This is a genomic window from Xanthomonas sp. WHRI 6106, assembly GCF_040202405.1.
Taxonomy (GTDB): domain Bacteria; phylum Pseudomonadota; class Gammaproteobacteria; order Xanthomonadales; family Xanthomonadaceae; genus Xanthomonas; species Xanthomonas cannabis.
The window spans coordinates 73,342-88,657 of sequence record NZ_JBEGFC010000013.1; the positions used below are offsets into that span (position 1 = coordinate 73,342).

Sequence of the window (15,316 nt, forward strand, 5' to 3'; positions counted from 1 at the left end):
CGCCGGGATTCCGGCGCCGGGGGCGGGGAGGGGCTTTAAGTCAGCTGCGGATGGGTCCGGCGCTGGGCGATCCCAGGAGTATTGGGTGCAGAGCGTCGGATCTGCGGCTTGGCTGCAGGGCCCTTGCCCGCCCACCCTCGCAGGACACGCCGCAAGGACGTCCCTGTAGGCGCTTACGCGGCATCCCTGCCGCGTAAGGTCCCGCGACGGTGGGCGGACAAGGACCAAGCGAGACGGTAGTGCATGCACCCGCGGCCTCGATCCGCTAATCCGGCAACCACGCCTCACGCCAGCGATCAAGATTGCGTCCGGTCAGCATCCAGTCGCGGCGCACCACGTCACGCAAGGCCGCGCCCTTTGCCGCTGAAGCGGCCGGGTCGGCCAAATGCTCGCGGATCGCGCCGATCCAGTCGCGGTAGCGGTTTTTCACCAGGGTCACCGGCAGGTTGCCCTGGTAGCAGCGCACATCGCTGGCGATCACCGGGTAGCCGCAGGCGCCGTATTCGAGCAGGCGCAGATTGCTCTTGCACTCGTTGAACAGGTTCTGTTCCACCGGCGCCAGCGCCAGGTCCAGATCCAGCGCCGCCAGTGCGGCCGGGTAATGATCGATCGGCACGCCAGGCTGGAACTGATGGATGTGCTGGCGCAACGCGAACGGGTACATCCCCATGAACACCCATTCGACCTCGTCGGCCAGCTCGCGCACCAGATCGGCGATCAGTTCCAGGTCGCCGGTGTGACTGACGCCGCCGGCCCAGCCGATGCGTGGCTTACCGCCCTGGCGCTGCTTGCGTTCGCTGCGTGCGGGCAGGGGCTCCCACCAATGCGGCGGCAGGCGGTTTTCGGCCACGCGGATGTCGCCATGCAGCCCGGCGAACGCCTCGGCCAGGGCGGGGGTGGACACCACGAAGCGGTCCACCATGCCCAGCCCGCGCCGCACCGTCTTGAGGATGTCCTTGGGCATGTGCTCGCGATGCGCGTTCTTCAGCGGCAGGTTGGGCAGGTAGTCGTCCAGCTCGTAGACCTTGAACGCGCGCGAAAGCGCCTGCATGCGCCGCATCGCTTCCAGTCGCGGCTCGCCGACCTGGCGTTGCAGGATCACCACGTCGGGATCCTGGCGCGCCAGCTCGCTGATCTCCAGATAGCCGTTGAACAGCACGCCTTCGACCATGCCGGCTTCGCGCAGGGCGCGCAGCGGCTGGATTACCCGGTAGTGGCCGCAGCCTTCGATATCGGCGGGCAGGGCGATCATCGTCGGCAGCGGTCGCCACGACTGCAGCGGCCGCCAACTGGCGCGCGGGTCGGCCAGCTGGAAGCCGGCGCCGGGATCCAGCGAGAAGCCCGGGTTGTAAGCCGGGTCGTTGGCCATCACCGGCAGCCAGCGCGCATACATCGCTTCTTCGTCGAGTGCAGTGGCGGGCGTCGCGTCGGGCGGGTCGATCAACAGCTGCGCGCGCGCGGCGTAGACATTGAGATAGCCGGCCTGCTGCAGGCGCAGACACAGGTCGACGTCGCTCCATTGCGCCAATGCCGGTTCCTGCGCAAAGCCGCCGGCGTCCAGGAACAGCTGGCGCGGCAGCATCAGGCATTCGCCACTGAGCGCGCTGTAGTTCTGATCCAGTTGCAGGCGCTGCAGATAGCCCGATTCGTCGAACGCCGCACCTGCGAAGGCGCGTGCTGCCGGTGCACCCAGGCCCAGCAGCAGGCCGGCGTGATGCACGGTGCCGTCGCCGCGCAGCAGCTTGCCGGCCACCGCGCCGACCTCCGGGCGCAGCGCGTGGTTGAGCAGCTGCGCCAACCAATCAGCCTTGATCGCTGCCGCACCGGCCGCCAACCACAGCAACACCTCCCCACGTGCCTGTTCGGCTGCCGCATTGCAGGCTGCCTCGCGCGAGGGCGCACCGTCGAAGCGCAGCACGCGGATCTGCTGCAGGCCGAGGTTGTCGATGCCCGCCAGCCAGTCGCGCAACGCCGGCTCGGCGCTGTCGCCGCGATCCAGCAACAGCAGTTCGTAGTGTGGATAGCCGGTGTTGGCGAGCACGCTTTCCAGGCAGCGCTGCACCTGCGCCAGGCGTCCATCCACCAGCACCAGGATGCTGACCAATGGTTGCTGTGCATGACGGTAGTCCACCGCGTGCCGGCCGGGGCCGTTGCTGCTCACCACCGCGTCCACGTACCCGCGCGCGGCAAGATGGCGGCTGATGGCGCGCTGCTCGTCTTCGTCGCCATGCCGCGTGGTGGCCGATGCCACCAGCAAGGGTTCGGCGATGTGCTGGATGCAGGCCAGGCCGTAGCGTTCGACCAGCCCAAGCTGGTAATCCAGTTCGAAGGCGTCGCTCGTTTCGGTTGCAAAGCCGCCATCGGCCACTAATGTCTGGTGCCGGAACAGCCAATGCCGCGACATCGTCGACGGTGAACTGAGCAACATGTCGAGATACAGCGCCGGCCGCATCGCCAGCCCCAGCTGACCGCCGTCCAGCGCGACCACTTCATCGGCGTAGATGGCCTGACACGTGTCCGGCAGCGCGAGCATCTCCAGCGCCAGCATCAACAGGCCACTGGCGGTGAACAGGCTGCCGGCCTGGACCAGCAGCACCCAGTCGGTGGACTGTAGCGTGGCGATGGTCTGATTGAGTGCGGGCACCAAGCCGTCCGGACCGATCAGCACACCGCGCCCGCCGTGCTCGGCGGCCTGCTGCGGCGAGCTGCTGATCACCCATGTCTGCTGGTTCCGATAACACGCCACTGCCGCCAGGCTGGCCTGGGTTGCGGACACCGCTGCCGCATCGCCGTCGCTGTCGACCACAATCAATGCGATCCGCGGGCCGCCCGCATGCGCCTGCAAACGTGCATCGATCAAGGCGCGCTGCACGGTGCTGGGATGACGCGCCCCCAACCAGGTGGCCGGCGACACCCGCTCGGTCATTCCTGCGCTCTGCATCAAGGCGTTGACCAGATCCACCGACTTGAACACCCGCGCCTTGTGCGGGCTGAGCGGCGCTACGCGCACCTGACGGTTGTCGCCGCCCTCGCGTCGCCAGCCGAGTTGGCGGATGCCCTGGCGCAAGTCCTCATGGCCCTGGTCGCCGATACCGGGCTGATCGCGGCCGGCCTGACTGAACTGCGCACTGGACACGCGAAAATGCGTGAGCGGGCTGGACAGAAAGGCCAGGTTGCCGTGACGCAGCAGCTTGACGTAGATCGCCAGGTCGCCAACCCAGTGGATGGCCTTGCCGTTCAACATCATCAGCTCGCTACCCAGCGCCACCAGGTCGGCGCGCCGTGCAAGCACGCAACTCGGCTCGCCGATGAAGTTGATGGCGTGGTCGGCCAGGAACGACACCAGCTCCGGCCCGTCGATCAGCACATCCTCGGCAAACGGGAAGCTGGTGGCCAGGATGTCCGGCAACGGCGCACCGTCGTCGTCGATCCGCAGCCGGCGCGAGGACGCCAGCGCGGTGCCGGGGTTGCGCTCCATTGCGCCCACCAGCTGCGCGACGCAGTCCGGCTCCAGCACGTCGTCGTCGTGCAGGAACTTGACGTACTCGCCCTGCGCCAGGCCGATCCCCTTGACCGTGCTGCCGAGTTCGCCGAGGCGGGGGGTATTGCGGTGGTAGCGGATCGGAAATGGGGCGTCAGCCAGCCTCGACGCCAGCACGGCCTCGATGGCGCCATCGGCGTTGTCGTCGCAGATCACCAGCTCCAGCGCCGTGTAAGTCTGCGCCAGCACGCTGTCCAGCGCCTGCGCGAAATAGCGTGGCTTGTAGGTCGGCATGACGATGCTGACAAGGGCGTTGGACGTCATCGGCGATCGATTGTCTTGAACAGTCAAAGGTGCATCCACGGCGCAGCAGCGGGGGGAGGGAAGAGGGCCTCACAGTGCACCGGAAGACGGCGAACCTGGGCGCACTCAGCCTAGCCGAAGATGCAACAAGCGTGCCGTGGTGCGTAAAGTGGGACGAGCCGGTTGGGGCGTGCCGCCGCACCCGGGACTGCGAGGAAGGTCGCAGCTAGGCGGCGTCCTTGCGGTACACCACCTCGATCCAGTCGGTGCGCAGGCTCCTGGGGTTCTTGGACAGCTTGGCGATGTCCCATAGCGAAAAGCCGGCTGCCTGCATCAAGTTGACCACGTCGACGAAGCTGGTGGTCTTGCCGTAGAAGTCGTACAAACCGATTTCGATCACTGCGCAGTCGGTGTGCTGCAGGATCGCTTTCGCGCCCTCCAGCACCTGACGCTCAAAGCCCTGCACATCGATCTTGAGAACATGCGCATGGGAAATCCCCAGTTCCGCGCACGCGTTGTCTAGGGTGGTCTTGCTGACTGCAATCTGCTCGTTCGACGCCTGGCGCGCATATCCAAGAGAATCGATGGAATCCGCATTGATCGGCAGCAATCCACCCAGGTGCGAGATGCCTTGCCGGTAGTACGGACTGACCTCTTCCTTCTCGCCCAGCGCCAAGCACACGGCTTTGCTGCCGAACTGCGCGGCTACTTCTTCCAGTGCGGCGAAATTCTGCGGATCCGGCTCGAACGAATAAAGCTGGCAGTCCGGATAGATCGATTTGAAATACCGGATCGACTCACCGCGATGCGCGCCAACATCCAGCACAACCGGTGCATCCGTCGTCAGCAACTGGTCGAAGAACCTGCGAGGCGAGTACGCCTGAGCATGTTCCTCATTTCTGAGATCGGACGCGCCACAGATTGGCGAGTGCATACCGGGCTGTGCGTTGGCTGTCTTGTCCTGGTTCATGGGGAGTTCTGCTCACCATGCTGTAGCGCACGCAGCGCCGTTTCCACCCGAACCACATCCGCTGGTGTATCGACTGCAATCGATTGGTTGCTCATCTGCACCATGCGCACTTCGAAGCCCAGTTCCAGAAAGCGAAGGATCTCGATGTCCTCGATCTCTTCCAACGTGGTCTTGCAAGACACCGAAGCGAACGCCTGCAATGCCTGCCTGGGAAATGCATATGCACACACCTGCCGCCAGGCACGCCGGAACTCGCCTTGCTTGGTGACCGGGATCGCCGCGCGCGACATGTACAGCAGACGCCCATCCGGGCGAACCACCACCTTGGGCACGCTCGGATTACGGAACTCGTCGATGTTGGCGACAGGGCAGTAACCGTTGATGACATCATTCGGTGAAGCTGCCGCAGCGTCGATCAGCAGACGCACGTCCTGCGGATTGAATAGCGGATCGTCACCTTGCACATTGATATAGGTGTCCACATCGAGCTGCTGCGCGACCTCGGCAACACGATCGGTGCCGGTCAGGCAGTCGCTGGAGGTCATCAAGGTGCGGATGCCGGCCTGCTCGCAGGTAAGTTGAATCACATCGCAATCGGTGGCGACGAGAATGCGCTCGGCTGGCGCCGCCTTGGCGCATTGCTGATAGGTGCGCACGATCATGGGCACGCCGCTTAACTCGATCAGCGGTTTTCCGGGCAGGCGCGAAGAGTCGCGCCGCGCGGGGATGATGATGGCGTAAGTCATGGAAGCCTCCTGGCACCCGATGGCATTGAGTAGCGAGGACGGCTCAACCGACTTTGCCTTGCCAAAAATCTGTGGAGTTGAGATCCAGCCGGCTGACTGCCTCGGCAGCCTCCAGCACCGCATCGCTGTCGGTGAACATCCGGTTCCACAAATCCATCGAAAAACCGTAGCTGTTGTCGCGAGCCACATTGAACAACGGGACGAACTTCAACGATGACCAGCTCAGATGCGGCTCCAGTGCCAGCAGCCGCGATTGCGCAAACCTGTAGCTATCGACCAGGGTCTCGGCCGGGAATCCAAGCCGGCGTGCGTAGTCTTTCCACAACGACGATTCGAAGGCGTACTGGCTGAGTTCTTGAAAATGCCGATTTGGCGCAAGTTCGTTCATTGGAGAGAATTCGTCATCCGCATAGCTTGCCGGTCGCGGATCTTCTGGCATCGACCATAATGCCTTCATGTCCTGCGTCCTACCAAGCATGGCTTTCTCGGTGAAAAGGAACGGGATGTTTCGACACCCTCCCGACAAAGAAATTGCGATCTTTCCCTGATTGCGCTTGCCTCTAAAATGCACATTGATGGCGTCGTGGGTTGAGCCGGTCAGTACATTGTCGCTACGGCAACGCACCGCAAACTCGATACCTTGCTCAGCAAGATGTTCCACGCCCAGGCGTGCGGAGCGCAGCACCGCATTACGGTATTGCAGACCCAGGTTATCCGGCTGAGGTACTAAAATCAGCTTATCCAGCCAGAGCCTGCAGCGGTCCAGCAGCTCGCTTGGTTGGTGGTCCCAGGTCACCATGCACTGGTACGCCCAAGGGAAATGCAGGCGATTCCAGGCAAGTACCAAGGGAGTAAAGTCGAACGCGAGCCCCTGCACGAAGATGCCGGTATCCGCCTTAGTCAGTTGGCGCGAAAGTTGCAGCCCGGGCAACAAGCGCGAGAAACTCTGCAATTCCTGCAGTAGTGCAATGCTGCCCTGGTCGTAATCGACGGCACGTACCGTGCGGAAACGGCCATGTGCCTTTGCGATCTGGTTCATCACCTCTGCTGCGTGATTGGAGAAGATGACCATCAGCACATCATCGACCGATTCGTCTTCCAGCGCCGAAGGTGCTCTGACCGGCAAGCCATGGACAGTCGTTCCCTGATTCTCCGGCCGTGGGCAGATGGTGTACTGCAAGTTCAACTGCTGAGCGATGGCTGGATAGAAGTCGCGAAAAAATTGTCCCGCACCCCAGCCGATCAACTTAGTGTTGCGCGGACTCAGTCCTGGATATTTGATGGTGGCTCGCTCGATCGAGCCGATTGCTAACGCCATGACAGGGCTTCCTTGTGTGCTTTGCTCGTCTTGCTGTGTCATCGAATTCGGAAATGTGGTTGTTTTCTATCGAATACCTCTGCGCCGGTTGCGATGGCGATCATTCAGCGCCATGTCGCGATCGAGTCGGCGAAATGGCGCCGGGCGCCTGACGGGTGCGTCGCATATGCGCTCATTTTCGGATAAGGCAGGTAGTGCGTATCGTGACAAGTTTTTTGATGCGTCCCGCGCAAACGTTCGGCCACCGGGAAGCCATAGGCCGCGATGCGGAGCGTGGCGTGATGGTGGAGCCCCCGCCAACTACGCCCGTCGTCGTGGTCCAGGCCGAAGTCCTGCTTCAACTCCTTGTGATCGCGCTCGATCCACCAGCGGGCCTTGATCGTGTTCACCAGTCCCTTGCGCAGCGTGTCTGCAGGAAGGTTGGACGAGAAGTAGGAAGAAAAACTTTGCGGGCGTCAGTCATCGCTCTATCTCTCCAAGCCGTGAATTTCCCTGGGCTTACTCCGCCCAGGGTGGTGGTGCGGCACCGGCGACGGGCGATGCATACAAAACGAGGTCGTAGTAGTGGCCGGGAGAGTGCTGGCGTAGACGGAAGTGATAGCCATCCACCAACTTGTCCAGTTGTTCCACGATATCCAGTAAATCCTGGGCGTAGTGGTACACACAGATAGCCATGCGGGGGCGCTGGGTGCGGATGAGGTGAGATGCGCCTTCGAGTGCCCTGGCTTCGAACCCTTCAATGTCCAACTTCAGTAATGTCAGCTTTTCCAATTCATCGTCAAGACGAGTAGTAGCAACGGAGATTCCGCCATCCGGCGACACATGGCTGGAAACAGTGCCGGTCTCCTCGAAGCGCAACGTCGTGTGTTCGTTGGAGATCGCTTTTTTGATGGCCCTGAAATCGTGCGGGGGAAGTGGGAGGGCGCTTGCGACGCCCTCCAATTTCTGGAAGTTGATATTGTCGGGTTCGAAGGCGGTGATGCTTTCGTAGCGATGGCGGGATGCTTCTAGAAACTTGTGGACGATGGGGCCTTGGAAGGCACCGCCATCGCAGAAATGTTCACGCGTGCCCAGCTGGAACGTGCTGGTATCGGCGTATTCTGAAAAGTACTCGCTGATCGGCGTCGCCCAGCAGCCCAGCAGGAGGCTGGAATCGTAGGTCAGGCGGAACAACAGGTTGCTATAGAGCGTAAAGATGCTGAATTCGTCGTCCAGTCGATCCGCAAAACGCAGAAATTCTTCCAGGCGCAAAAGCGTCCGCTGACGGTATACCTGGGCAGGCTCGTATACGGCGAGCAGCCCACAGTGGGCAACGGCCAGGCAGGCATCTACCCTTTCAATGCCTGCTTGGTCGCAGAGCTCGCGGGCCAAGCCCGATTCTCCCGGGCTATAAGAAAAGTCGATGGCCAATGCCTGGGGATGCTGGGCCGCTTGTTCGATGAACTGGCGAGAACTCCAGCGCGGCACCCCATGAACGGTGTCGCTGTCGCTTCGCTGATCATCAACGGCGGCGATTACATGGCCGGCGTGCTGGACGATCTTTGAGCCATAAATGTTGCCAATGCCCGAGCGTGGATGGAGCAGAAAGAGGGGGCGCTGCTCGAAGTGCGGGATCAGCGGATCCAGGGAAGGCGCAACGCTCAGTTGCTCAATACCCGCGCTGGTGCACAGGTCATTTGCAAACGCCCGTCCGCGCGGGCTGCAAGAGAAATCGATAGCGATCGCATCGGCATACTGCCCCGCCTTGGCAAGAAACTCCTGACCGCTCCAGCGCGGCGCGCCGTGAATGCGGTCCTGGTGGATGCTTTGATCATCAATTGCAGCAATAACATTGCGCAGGTGGGCAACGACCCTGGGACCATGCACCATGCCTGCATAGGATTCGGGAGCGACGAGGAAGACAGGACGGTTGGCAATCGCGGGTAGGCGCGCAATGACATCCTCCAGCGCAGGGCGCTCCTGCTCCGCAATACGGAGAATCCGTTGGCGAAGCTGCTCATTTCTTGAGTTCATGAACGTCATCTCTCGTAGGTATGAATGGGGGCGTCGTAGCGGGCGTCGAAATAGGTCTTGGCCGGCACGTCCTCGCGGTAGATACGCGGCCAGCCAAGTTCGCAGCTTCGTCCCACCTTGACGCCCCCACTCACGATGGCGCCGGTGCGCAGGATGCTGTTGCCGCCGATCTCGACGCCCGCGCCGATTTGCACACCGTTCTCTATCCAGCATGACGATTTGACGCGGCATGCCGGCCCGAGGTGTGCGCCGGCGTGGATGACGGTGTTGTAGTCGATCCTGCACCCGTGCCCGACGACAGCATTGGCACCCACGAATGCGTTGAGCCCGATGACCGTGTCAGAGGCGATGGCTGCGCTGGAGTGGATGAAGGGCTCCAGCTTGAAGCCACGTTCCATCGCTGCCTGCATCAGTTCTAGGCGCTTGAAGTTGCCGAAGCGTTCGTCGAACGCCACAAACATGGCCCCAGCGGTCGGATCCAGTCCGTCCAGCACGGCCAGATCGAATTCGTATTCCGCGTCTTGTGGCACATCGATCCTGATAACCGCCTCGTCCTGACGCGCCTGCTTCCAGGCGTGAAAGGCCAGGTCGAGGTATACGCTGCTGCCGATGATCCACCTAGATTTCATGTTCGGTCTCCATCAGCACCGTGTACCAGCGTTCGACCAGGCGATTCATGGATTCGTAGGCACCCTGGGTGGGTAGCGGAGCATCCGTGTGTAATGCCGCCTGCACCCGCTCCATGATGTCCACGTCTTCGCCCACCACCACCTTGCTGCCGTGCATCTGTGCCAGTAGCACTTGGCTGGAAGAACCGTAAGGCTGTTTCCTGCGTGCGCTAAACCAATAGATTTCCAGGTCGGTCCGGTCCGGTGCGACGGGGATGTGGTGTTCCAGCGTGAAGGAATAGCCGCCGTTGGGACTGGCGATATGCAAGTTCGGGAAGGCCAGCCAGTTGAAGTAGGCATCCTGCTTGCCCCAGCGTTCCACTTTCTCGTGCCAGCCGAAGTGCTGAAGCCTGGGGATGGGTGCTTCCGGGCCGCCGAAGCTGAAGCGACGCATTTCGCACCGCAAGGCTGCGGGCGATGTGTCCTGCAAGGCTCCCATGGACTCCTTGGCTTGTTCCTCGTTTACCTGGGGAACAAAGCTGACGCTCTTGGCCAGTGTCTTGGGGTGGACGAAGCGCGGGTGATTGGCATCCCGCAGATTTTCGTAAGCGAGTTTCCAGTTGTACCGGCCACGCCATGTGGTCACCATGACCTCGGTGTCATAGGCATTGGAACTGCTTTCCAGCAAGGCGATGAAGTCCGCCGAAAACTGTTCTTCGAGTGGCATCGGGTCGGGATCGAGGTTGACGAACAGCAGGTTGCCCACCTCGCGCAGCGCGAACTCGCGCAGCTTCAGACCGTGGCGTTCCTCATCGCCGAAGCCATAAAGGGCATCGCACTCGGGGATGTTCTCGACCTGGCCGTCGGCGTCGTATTTCCATGCATGGTAAGGGCAGACCAGCGGGCGCTTTCCCACCGCAGCGGTCTGTAGCAGCGCGCTGCGGTGCAGGCAGACGTTCTCGAACGCGCGCAGCCGGCCTTGGAAGTTCTGGATCAGCACCGGAATGCCGGCGAGCCTGCGGGTGATGAAGCAGTTGTTGTCGGGCAGCAGCATCTTCAGGCCGGCAAACAGCCAGGCCTTGCGGAAGATCTTGCGCTGTTCGCGGGCGAAGATGTCCGTGGACACGTAGTAGCTAGGGTGCATTCGCGATCGCATCGGCGCGGCTTCCTCACGAATCCTTGTAGTAGATGACCCGGGCCGGGTTGCCGAACACGCTGGCGCCCGCCGGCACGTCTTTCACCACGACCGTACCGGCGCCGACCACTGCGCCGTCGCCGATACGGATGCCGGGCAGGATGGTGGCGTGCGGGTGAATCGTCACTTCGTTGCCAACCACCGCGCCGCCGCCGATGAAAACGAAACTGCCGATCTGTACGTAATCGCCGATGCTGACTTCGTGCGCGATGATGGACGTAGAGAGTACGGTAACGAACTCGCCGAGCCGGCTACCCGACCCAATGGAAACGCGCGAATCGAATACACCTCCGCGCCCGATGTAGCCGGCAGCGGCCTCGCGCGACGGCGGCGGATGAAACACGATAAAATCCGCACCCTTGTCGATCAGCGCACGGGAATAGCGCCGCCGCGCTGCAGGGTCTCCGATCGCGCAGATGAAGATATCGCCTTCGACGGGGTGATAGGTGGAGGGGTCTCCTACGATCGGCCAACGCGATGTGCCATGCAGATGCGTGCGGCTATCCAGAAATCCCTTGATGTCCCACTCAACCCCGTGGGCTGGATCTTCGTGATACGCCAGCGATGCGATATCCCGCCCAAAGCCACCGGCGTTGACGATCAGCAGATGGTAGGGCGGGGCAGGTGTATCGGCGGTCATGCGAATTCCACGCCTCCATCCATGCTGAAGGCCTGTCCGGTCACCTTGCTGCTCGCATCGGAAAGGAAATACAGACAGGCCAGCGCCACGTCGTCGGGCTGTCCGATGCCCAGCGGATAGCGCTTGCGGCTTTCTTCGAACCAGGCCTTGTCCTCATTGATCAACGAGGTCTCGACCAGGCCGGGGCAGAGCGCGTTCGCGCGGATCTTGCGGCGCGCCAGTTCCAGCGCCAACGGCCGTAGCGTGCCGACCAGTGCAGCCTTGGAGCCGGCGTAGGGCCCCACACCCACCGTGCCGGTGAGTGCAGCGATGGATGAAAGGAAAATCACCGAACCTCCAGGCTTCAGCGATTGCCGCGCCAACAGGTGGCGGGTCAGCATCACAGGCGCCAGATAGTTGATGTCCATAACCTCGCGCAGGAATTTTTCGCTCACCAGCTTCATCGGCGACAGCCCGCGAATGCCGGCGCTGTGCACCACACCGTCGACGGGCCCGCAATCGGCAGCGAGTTGTTGCACGACAGCCGCATCGCTCAGGTCGCCAGCAAACAGGCGATGGCCATCGCCGTGCAGCGATGCCAGCGTGGTTTGCAGACGTTCCGCATCGCGCCCGGTGACGATCAGGCGTGCCCCTGCCGCGGCGCATGCACGTGCGACCGCTTCACCGATGCCTTTGGATGCGCCGGTCACCAATACGGTCTTGCCGTGCAGGCCATATAGGTCGCGCAGCAGCGCGGAAACAGGATCTTCTGCTGCCATGGTAGTGTCAATGCTCATAGGCGGATGGGCAGGGAAATCCCGCCATCGATGGTCAAGGCGCTGCGGGTAATCCAGCGGCTGGCCCCCGATAGCAGATACACCGCGCCTTTGGCGATGTCATCCGGGTCGATGCGCCCCAGGGGCGTCAGTCCGATCTTGTCGTCCAGGTCTGCTGCGGCGCCCAATTTCTTCAGCATGGGCGTGTCCACGTAGCCTGGCGCGATGCAGTTGGCGCGGATGCCGTGTTTGGCCTGTTCGAGCGCCAGCGTGCGGACCGCAGCTTCCAGCGCTGCCTTGGATGCTGCGTAGCCGGCGGCGGCCTGAGGCGCCGCGCGTGCGGACAATGCCGAGATATAGACCAGCGATGCGCCTTCGCTCAGGCGGCGCTTGACCAGCAACTGCTGCGTCAGCGCGATCGGTGCCAGATAGTTCACCGACAGCATTTGTTGCAGATGCTTTTCTGCGGCCATGCGGAACGGCACCAGCGCCGCGATGCCTGCACAGGAAACCAGCCCGTGATACCGTTCTGCAGCGTTGATCAGACGTGTACGGGTGTCTTCTTCGGTCAGATCGCCGGCCACCACCGCATGCCCATTGCCCTGCAACGCGACTGCAACCGCGTCCAGTCGCGCGATATCGCGGCCGGTGAGCACCACCCTCGCGCCCAGACGCGCACACAACGTGGCGACTGCAGCGCCAATGCCCGACGACGCGCCGGTCACTAGAACGGTCTTGTTTTGCAGCCCGAACGCATCAGTGGTTGCTGCAGGTGTGGCCGTCATGACTCGATCAAATCAGGAAACACCGCGCCCTCGATATCCACCAGGCAGGTGCCCCACGACAGCCCGATGCCGAAGCCGCATAGCAGCACGCGCTTGCGGCCGGATTCCAGTTCCTTGTTAATGCGCGCGGTCATGGTTACCGGCAGCGAGGCGCCGCTGGTGTTGCCGAAGTCGCGCAGTGTCGAAGGCACCTTTTCCACCGGCAGGCCGAGCTTTTTGCGAATGGTCTCGTTGATCATGCGGTTGGCCTGGTGGAACACGAAGTAGTCTATGTCCTCCTTTGCCACGCCTGTATAGTCGAGCAGCGTCTGCACTGCCGGCGGGATGCGTTGGGTGGAGAAACTCAGCACTGCCACGCCGTCCAGGATCAGGTCCACGCCACGCTTCCAGGCACCATCCGCCTCGTCGCGATACGGCACCAAGTGCTGGATGCCGACTGGTTCGCGGTGACCACCCACCGGCAGGATGATGGCTTTGTAGCCGCTGCCATCGCTGTTGAGGTCGAAATACATCGGCGGCGCGTCGGCGCTGAATTCCAGCGCCGTGGCGGTGCCGGAATCGGAGAAGATCGGGTCTTCCAGATTGGCGCTGCGGTCGCCGACCAGCAGCAGGCCCTTCTTGACGCCGCCGGCAGCGATCATCGAGCCGAGCAGGTTGATACCGAACGGATAGGCCGAGCAGCCCAGGTTGACGTCGAAGGCGACCGTGGCGTGCGACAGGCCGAGCCGGTCCTGCAGGATGATGGCGGTGGCCGGAATCGGATAATCCGGCGACTGCGTTACCACGATCAGTGCATCGATTTCCTCGCGCTTCCATTGCAGCCGCTCCAGCAACACCTCAGTTGCATCGAAGGCCATGTCCGAGAAGCACTGCCATTCCGAGGCCATGCGGCGCGTTTCAATTCCGATGTTGCGCACCAGGCGCTCGCGTTCGGAGCGGATCTGCGGCCGGCAATCGGTGAGGTTGGACACGACCCGCTTCGGCACGCAGGTCGCCATGCCGGCAAAGCGAACATTGTGCAGTGTGGAGGTCGGCATGGTGCTTACGCCTCGGTCAGTTTGTAGAGATCGCCCACGGTGACGGCGGCAGAGAGATCTTCGCCGGTGATGGTCTTGCCGTATTCCATGTCGAACATCACGATCACGCCGAGCGCCGCCAGCGAATCCCATTCCGGCAATTCCAGCAGCACAGTGTCCAGCGTGACCTCCACCGGTTCCTGGAAGTCGGTGGCGGAAAGGAAGTTCTCGATAAATGTTGCCTGGGTCATGCGATCTCGCCTGGTTGCCTGTTGAAGATGCGGGAGTCTGGAAACACGGTGTTGCGTGTCGCGGTCATGTGGCCTGTTCGCCGGCGATGATGTCGGCGATGGTATCGACCTGGTCGGCGGTCAGGCCGGGAAAGATCGGCAAGCACAATACTTGCGCGGCCACCGAGCGCGCTACCGGCAACCATGCCGGCGCGGACGAAGGGAGCGCGCGATACATCGGGAAGTCGCTGATCAATGGATAGAAGTAACGCCTCACCAGAATGCCGTGTTCGCGCATCAACTGATACAGTGCATCGCGCGACAGCGGGTAGTCGTCCTGCACCAGGATCGGAAAATACGCGTAATTGGCGCTGGACTGTTGCGGGCGTGCCACGCACTGGATGCCACGCACCTCGCTGAGCCGCTGCCGATACTGCGCATCGATGGCGCTGCGTTGCGCGATGGCCTCGTCGATGTGCTTGAGCTGCAACAGGCCGAACGCTGCGCTGATCTCGTTCATCTTGCCGTTGATGCCCGGTGCCACCACCGTGGTTTCGTCGACGAAGCCGAAGTTCTTCAAGTGCCCGATGCGCTGGTAGGTCTTTTCGTCAGGGCAGACAATCGCGCCGCCTTCGAAGGTGTTGAACACCTTGGTGGCATGAAAGCTCAACACGCTCAGGTCGCCGTGGCGCAGGATCGAGCCGCCCTCATCGCGCACCCCGAAGGCATGCGCGGCGTCGTAGATCACCTTCAGGTTGTAGATGTCGGCGATGCGCGTGATCGCGCTGGTGTCGCAGGCAGTGCCATAGCAGTGCACCGGCATGATCGCGGTGGTCTGCGGGGTGATGGCCGCTTCGATCTTGGACGGGTCCATGTTGAGCGTGACCGGGTCGATGTCCACGAACACCGGGGTAATGCTTTTCCACAACAACGAATGCGCCGTGGCCACGAACGAGTAGGGCGTGGTGATCACTTCGCCAGTGATGCGCAGCGCCTGCAAGGCCGTGATCAAGGCAGTGGTGCCATTGGTCAACAGCGCCAGATGCGGCACACCCAGGTAGGCGCACAACGCCTGCTCCAAGGCGCGGTGCATCTCGCCCCCGTTGCTGACGATGCGGCTGGTCCAGATCCGTTCCAGGTACGGCAGAAACTCTTCCAGCGGCGGCAGCAGCGGACTGGTGACGGGGATGGGCATCAATGCCTCGCTGGTGCGGGTGGATGTCGGGATTCCGCCGCAGCCGATGGCTGCGGACGGT

General features: G+C 62.3%; 13 protein-coding genes and 1 pseudogene. All 14 read right to left on the reverse strand.

What is annotated here, in order from left to right:
- Nucleotides 1-265: 265 nt before the first annotated feature.
- Entirely contained in the window at nucleotides 266-3,775 is a 3,510-nt protein-coding gene (locus tag ABQZ09_RS17355) for a glycosyltransferase (protein WP_349777525.1), read from the reverse strand.
- A 235-nt stretch (nucleotides 3,776-4,010) separates the two neighbouring features.
- A complete protein-coding gene (locus ABQZ09_RS17360; protein WP_184557581.1) occupies nucleotides 4,011-4,754 on the reverse strand; it encodes an FkbM family methyltransferase in 744 nt (247 codons plus the stop codon).
- Entirely contained in the window at nucleotides 4,751-5,623 is an 873-nt protein-coding gene (locus ABQZ09_RS17365; protein ID WP_349777489.1) for a 3-deoxy-manno-octulosonate cytidylyltransferase, read from the reverse strand. Before ABQZ09_RS17365 ends, ABQZ09_RS17360 begins: the two co-directional genes overlap by 4 nt.
- Nucleotides 5,544-6,818 carry a hypothetical protein gene (locus tag ABQZ09_RS17370; RefSeq protein ID WP_349777490.1) on the reverse strand — a complete coding sequence of 425 codons (1,275 nt, stop codon included), beginning with the start codon at nucleotides 6,816-6,818 and terminating at the stop codon, nucleotides 5,544-5,546. The genes ABQZ09_RS17365 and ABQZ09_RS17370 overlap by 80 nt, the downstream gene beginning before the upstream one ends.
- Before the next feature lie 227 nt (nucleotides 6,819-7,045).
- Nucleotides 7,046-7,258 (reverse strand): annotated as a pseudogene (locus ABQZ09_RS17375) (transposase); the annotation flags it as partial.
- A 58-nt stretch (nucleotides 7,259-7,316) separates the two neighbouring features.
- A complete protein-coding gene (locus ABQZ09_RS17380; protein WP_184557591.1) occupies nucleotides 7,317-8,840 on the reverse strand; it encodes an FkbM family methyltransferase in 1,524 nt (507 codons plus the stop codon).
- The gene (locus tag ABQZ09_RS17385; RefSeq protein WP_046342572.1) at nucleotides 8,837-9,460 is read right to left on the reverse strand and encodes an LbetaH domain-containing protein; all 624 of its coding nucleotides are present in this window, start codon (nucleotides 9,458-9,460) and stop codon (nucleotides 8,837-8,839) included. The genes ABQZ09_RS17380 and ABQZ09_RS17385 overlap by 4 nt, the downstream gene beginning before the upstream one ends.
- Nucleotides 9,450-10,595, reverse strand: coding sequence for an aromatic ring-hydroxylating oxygenase subunit alpha (locus tag ABQZ09_RS17390; RefSeq protein WP_046342573.1), 1,146 nt, complete (start codon nucleotides 10,593-10,595; stop codon nucleotides 9,450-9,452). Before ABQZ09_RS17390 ends, ABQZ09_RS17385 begins: the two co-directional genes overlap by 11 nt.
- Before the next feature lie 13 nt (nucleotides 10,596-10,608).
- Entirely contained in the window at nucleotides 10,609-11,274 is a 666-nt protein-coding gene (locus tag ABQZ09_RS17395) for a PglD-related sugar-binding protein (RefSeq protein ID WP_249047570.1), read from the reverse strand.
- Nucleotides 11,271-12,050, reverse strand: a complete 780-nt coding sequence (locus ABQZ09_RS17400; RefSeq protein ID WP_167707212.1) for an SDR family NAD(P)-dependent oxidoreductase — start codon at nucleotides 12,048-12,050, stop codon at nucleotides 11,271-11,273. The genes ABQZ09_RS17395 and ABQZ09_RS17400 overlap by 4 nt, the downstream gene beginning before the upstream one ends.
- Nucleotides 12,047-12,814, reverse strand: coding sequence for an SDR family NAD(P)-dependent oxidoreductase (locus ABQZ09_RS17405; protein ID WP_014090117.1), 768 nt, complete (start codon nucleotides 12,812-12,814; stop codon nucleotides 12,047-12,049). The genes ABQZ09_RS17400 and ABQZ09_RS17405 overlap by 4 nt, the downstream gene beginning before the upstream one ends.
- On the reverse strand, nucleotides 12,811-13,851 hold the full coding sequence (locus ABQZ09_RS17410; RefSeq protein WP_349777491.1) for a ketoacyl-ACP synthase III: 1,041 nt from the start codon (nucleotides 13,849-13,851) through the stop codon (nucleotides 12,811-12,813). The genes ABQZ09_RS17405 and ABQZ09_RS17410 overlap by 4 nt, the downstream gene beginning before the upstream one ends.
- Nucleotides 13,852-13,856: 5 nt before the next feature.
- Nucleotides 13,857-14,081, reverse strand: coding sequence for an acyl carrier protein (locus ABQZ09_RS17415; protein ID WP_104603725.1), 225 nt, complete (start codon nucleotides 14,079-14,081; stop codon nucleotides 13,857-13,859).
- A gap of 64 nt (nucleotides 14,082-14,145) precedes the next feature.
- The gene (locus ABQZ09_RS17420) at nucleotides 14,146-15,255 is read right to left on the reverse strand and encodes a DegT/DnrJ/EryC1/StrS family aminotransferase (RefSeq protein ID WP_047696145.1); all 1,110 of its coding nucleotides are present in this window, start codon (nucleotides 15,253-15,255) and stop codon (nucleotides 14,146-14,148) included.
- Between the last annotated feature and the right edge of the window lie 61 nt (nucleotides 15,256-15,316).

Bases quoted from the DNA above. Each gene is read 5' to 3' on its own strand.
- ABQZ09_RS17395 (WP_249047570.1), bottom strand. From the start codon at position 11,274: ATGACCGCCGATACACCTGCCCCGCCCTACCATCTGCTGATCGTCAAC.
- ABQZ09_RS17420 (WP_047696145.1), bottom strand. From the start codon at position 15,255: ATGCCCATCCCCGTCACCAGTCCGCTGCTGCCGCCGCTGGAAGAGTTT.
- ABQZ09_RS17355 (WP_349777525.1), bottom strand. From the start codon at position 3,775: ATGCCGACCTACAAGCCACGCTATTTCGCGCAGGCGCTGGACAGCGTG.
- ABQZ09_RS17385 (WP_046342572.1), bottom strand. From the start codon at position 9,460: ATGAAATCTAGGTGGATCATCGGCAGCAGCGTATACCTCGACCTGGCC.
- ABQZ09_RS17405 (WP_014090117.1), bottom strand. From the start codon at position 12,814: ATGACGGCCACACCTGCAGCAACCACTGATGCGTTCGGGCTGCAAAAC.
- ABQZ09_RS17390 (WP_046342573.1), bottom strand. From the start codon at position 10,595: ATGCGATCGCGAATGCACCCTAGCTACTACGTGTCCACGGACATCTTC.
- ABQZ09_RS17415 (WP_104603725.1), bottom strand. From the start codon at position 14,081: ATGACCCAGGCAACATTTATCGAGAACTTCCTTTCCGCCACCGACTTC.
- ABQZ09_RS17400 (WP_167707212.1), bottom strand. From the start codon at position 12,050: ATGAGCATTGACACTACCATGGCAGCAGAAGATCCTGTTTCCGCGCTG.
- ABQZ09_RS17360 (WP_184557581.1), bottom strand. From the start codon at position 4,754: ATGAACCAGGACAAGACAGCCAACGCACAGCCCGGTATGCACTCGCCA.
- ABQZ09_RS17370 (WP_349777490.1), bottom strand. From the start codon at position 6,818: ATGGCGTTAGCAATCGGCTCGATCGAGCGAGCCACCATCAAATATCCA.
- ABQZ09_RS17410 (WP_349777491.1), bottom strand. From the start codon at position 13,851: ATGCCGACCTCCACACTGCACAATGTTCGCTTTGCCGGCATGGCGACC.
- ABQZ09_RS17380 (WP_184557591.1), bottom strand. From the start codon at position 8,840: ATGACGTTCATGAACTCAAGAAATGAGCAGCTTCGCCAACGGATTCTC.
- ABQZ09_RS17365 (WP_349777489.1), bottom strand. From the start codon at position 5,623: ATGCGGTGCTGGAGGCTGCCGAGGCAGTCAGCCGGCTGGATCTCAACT.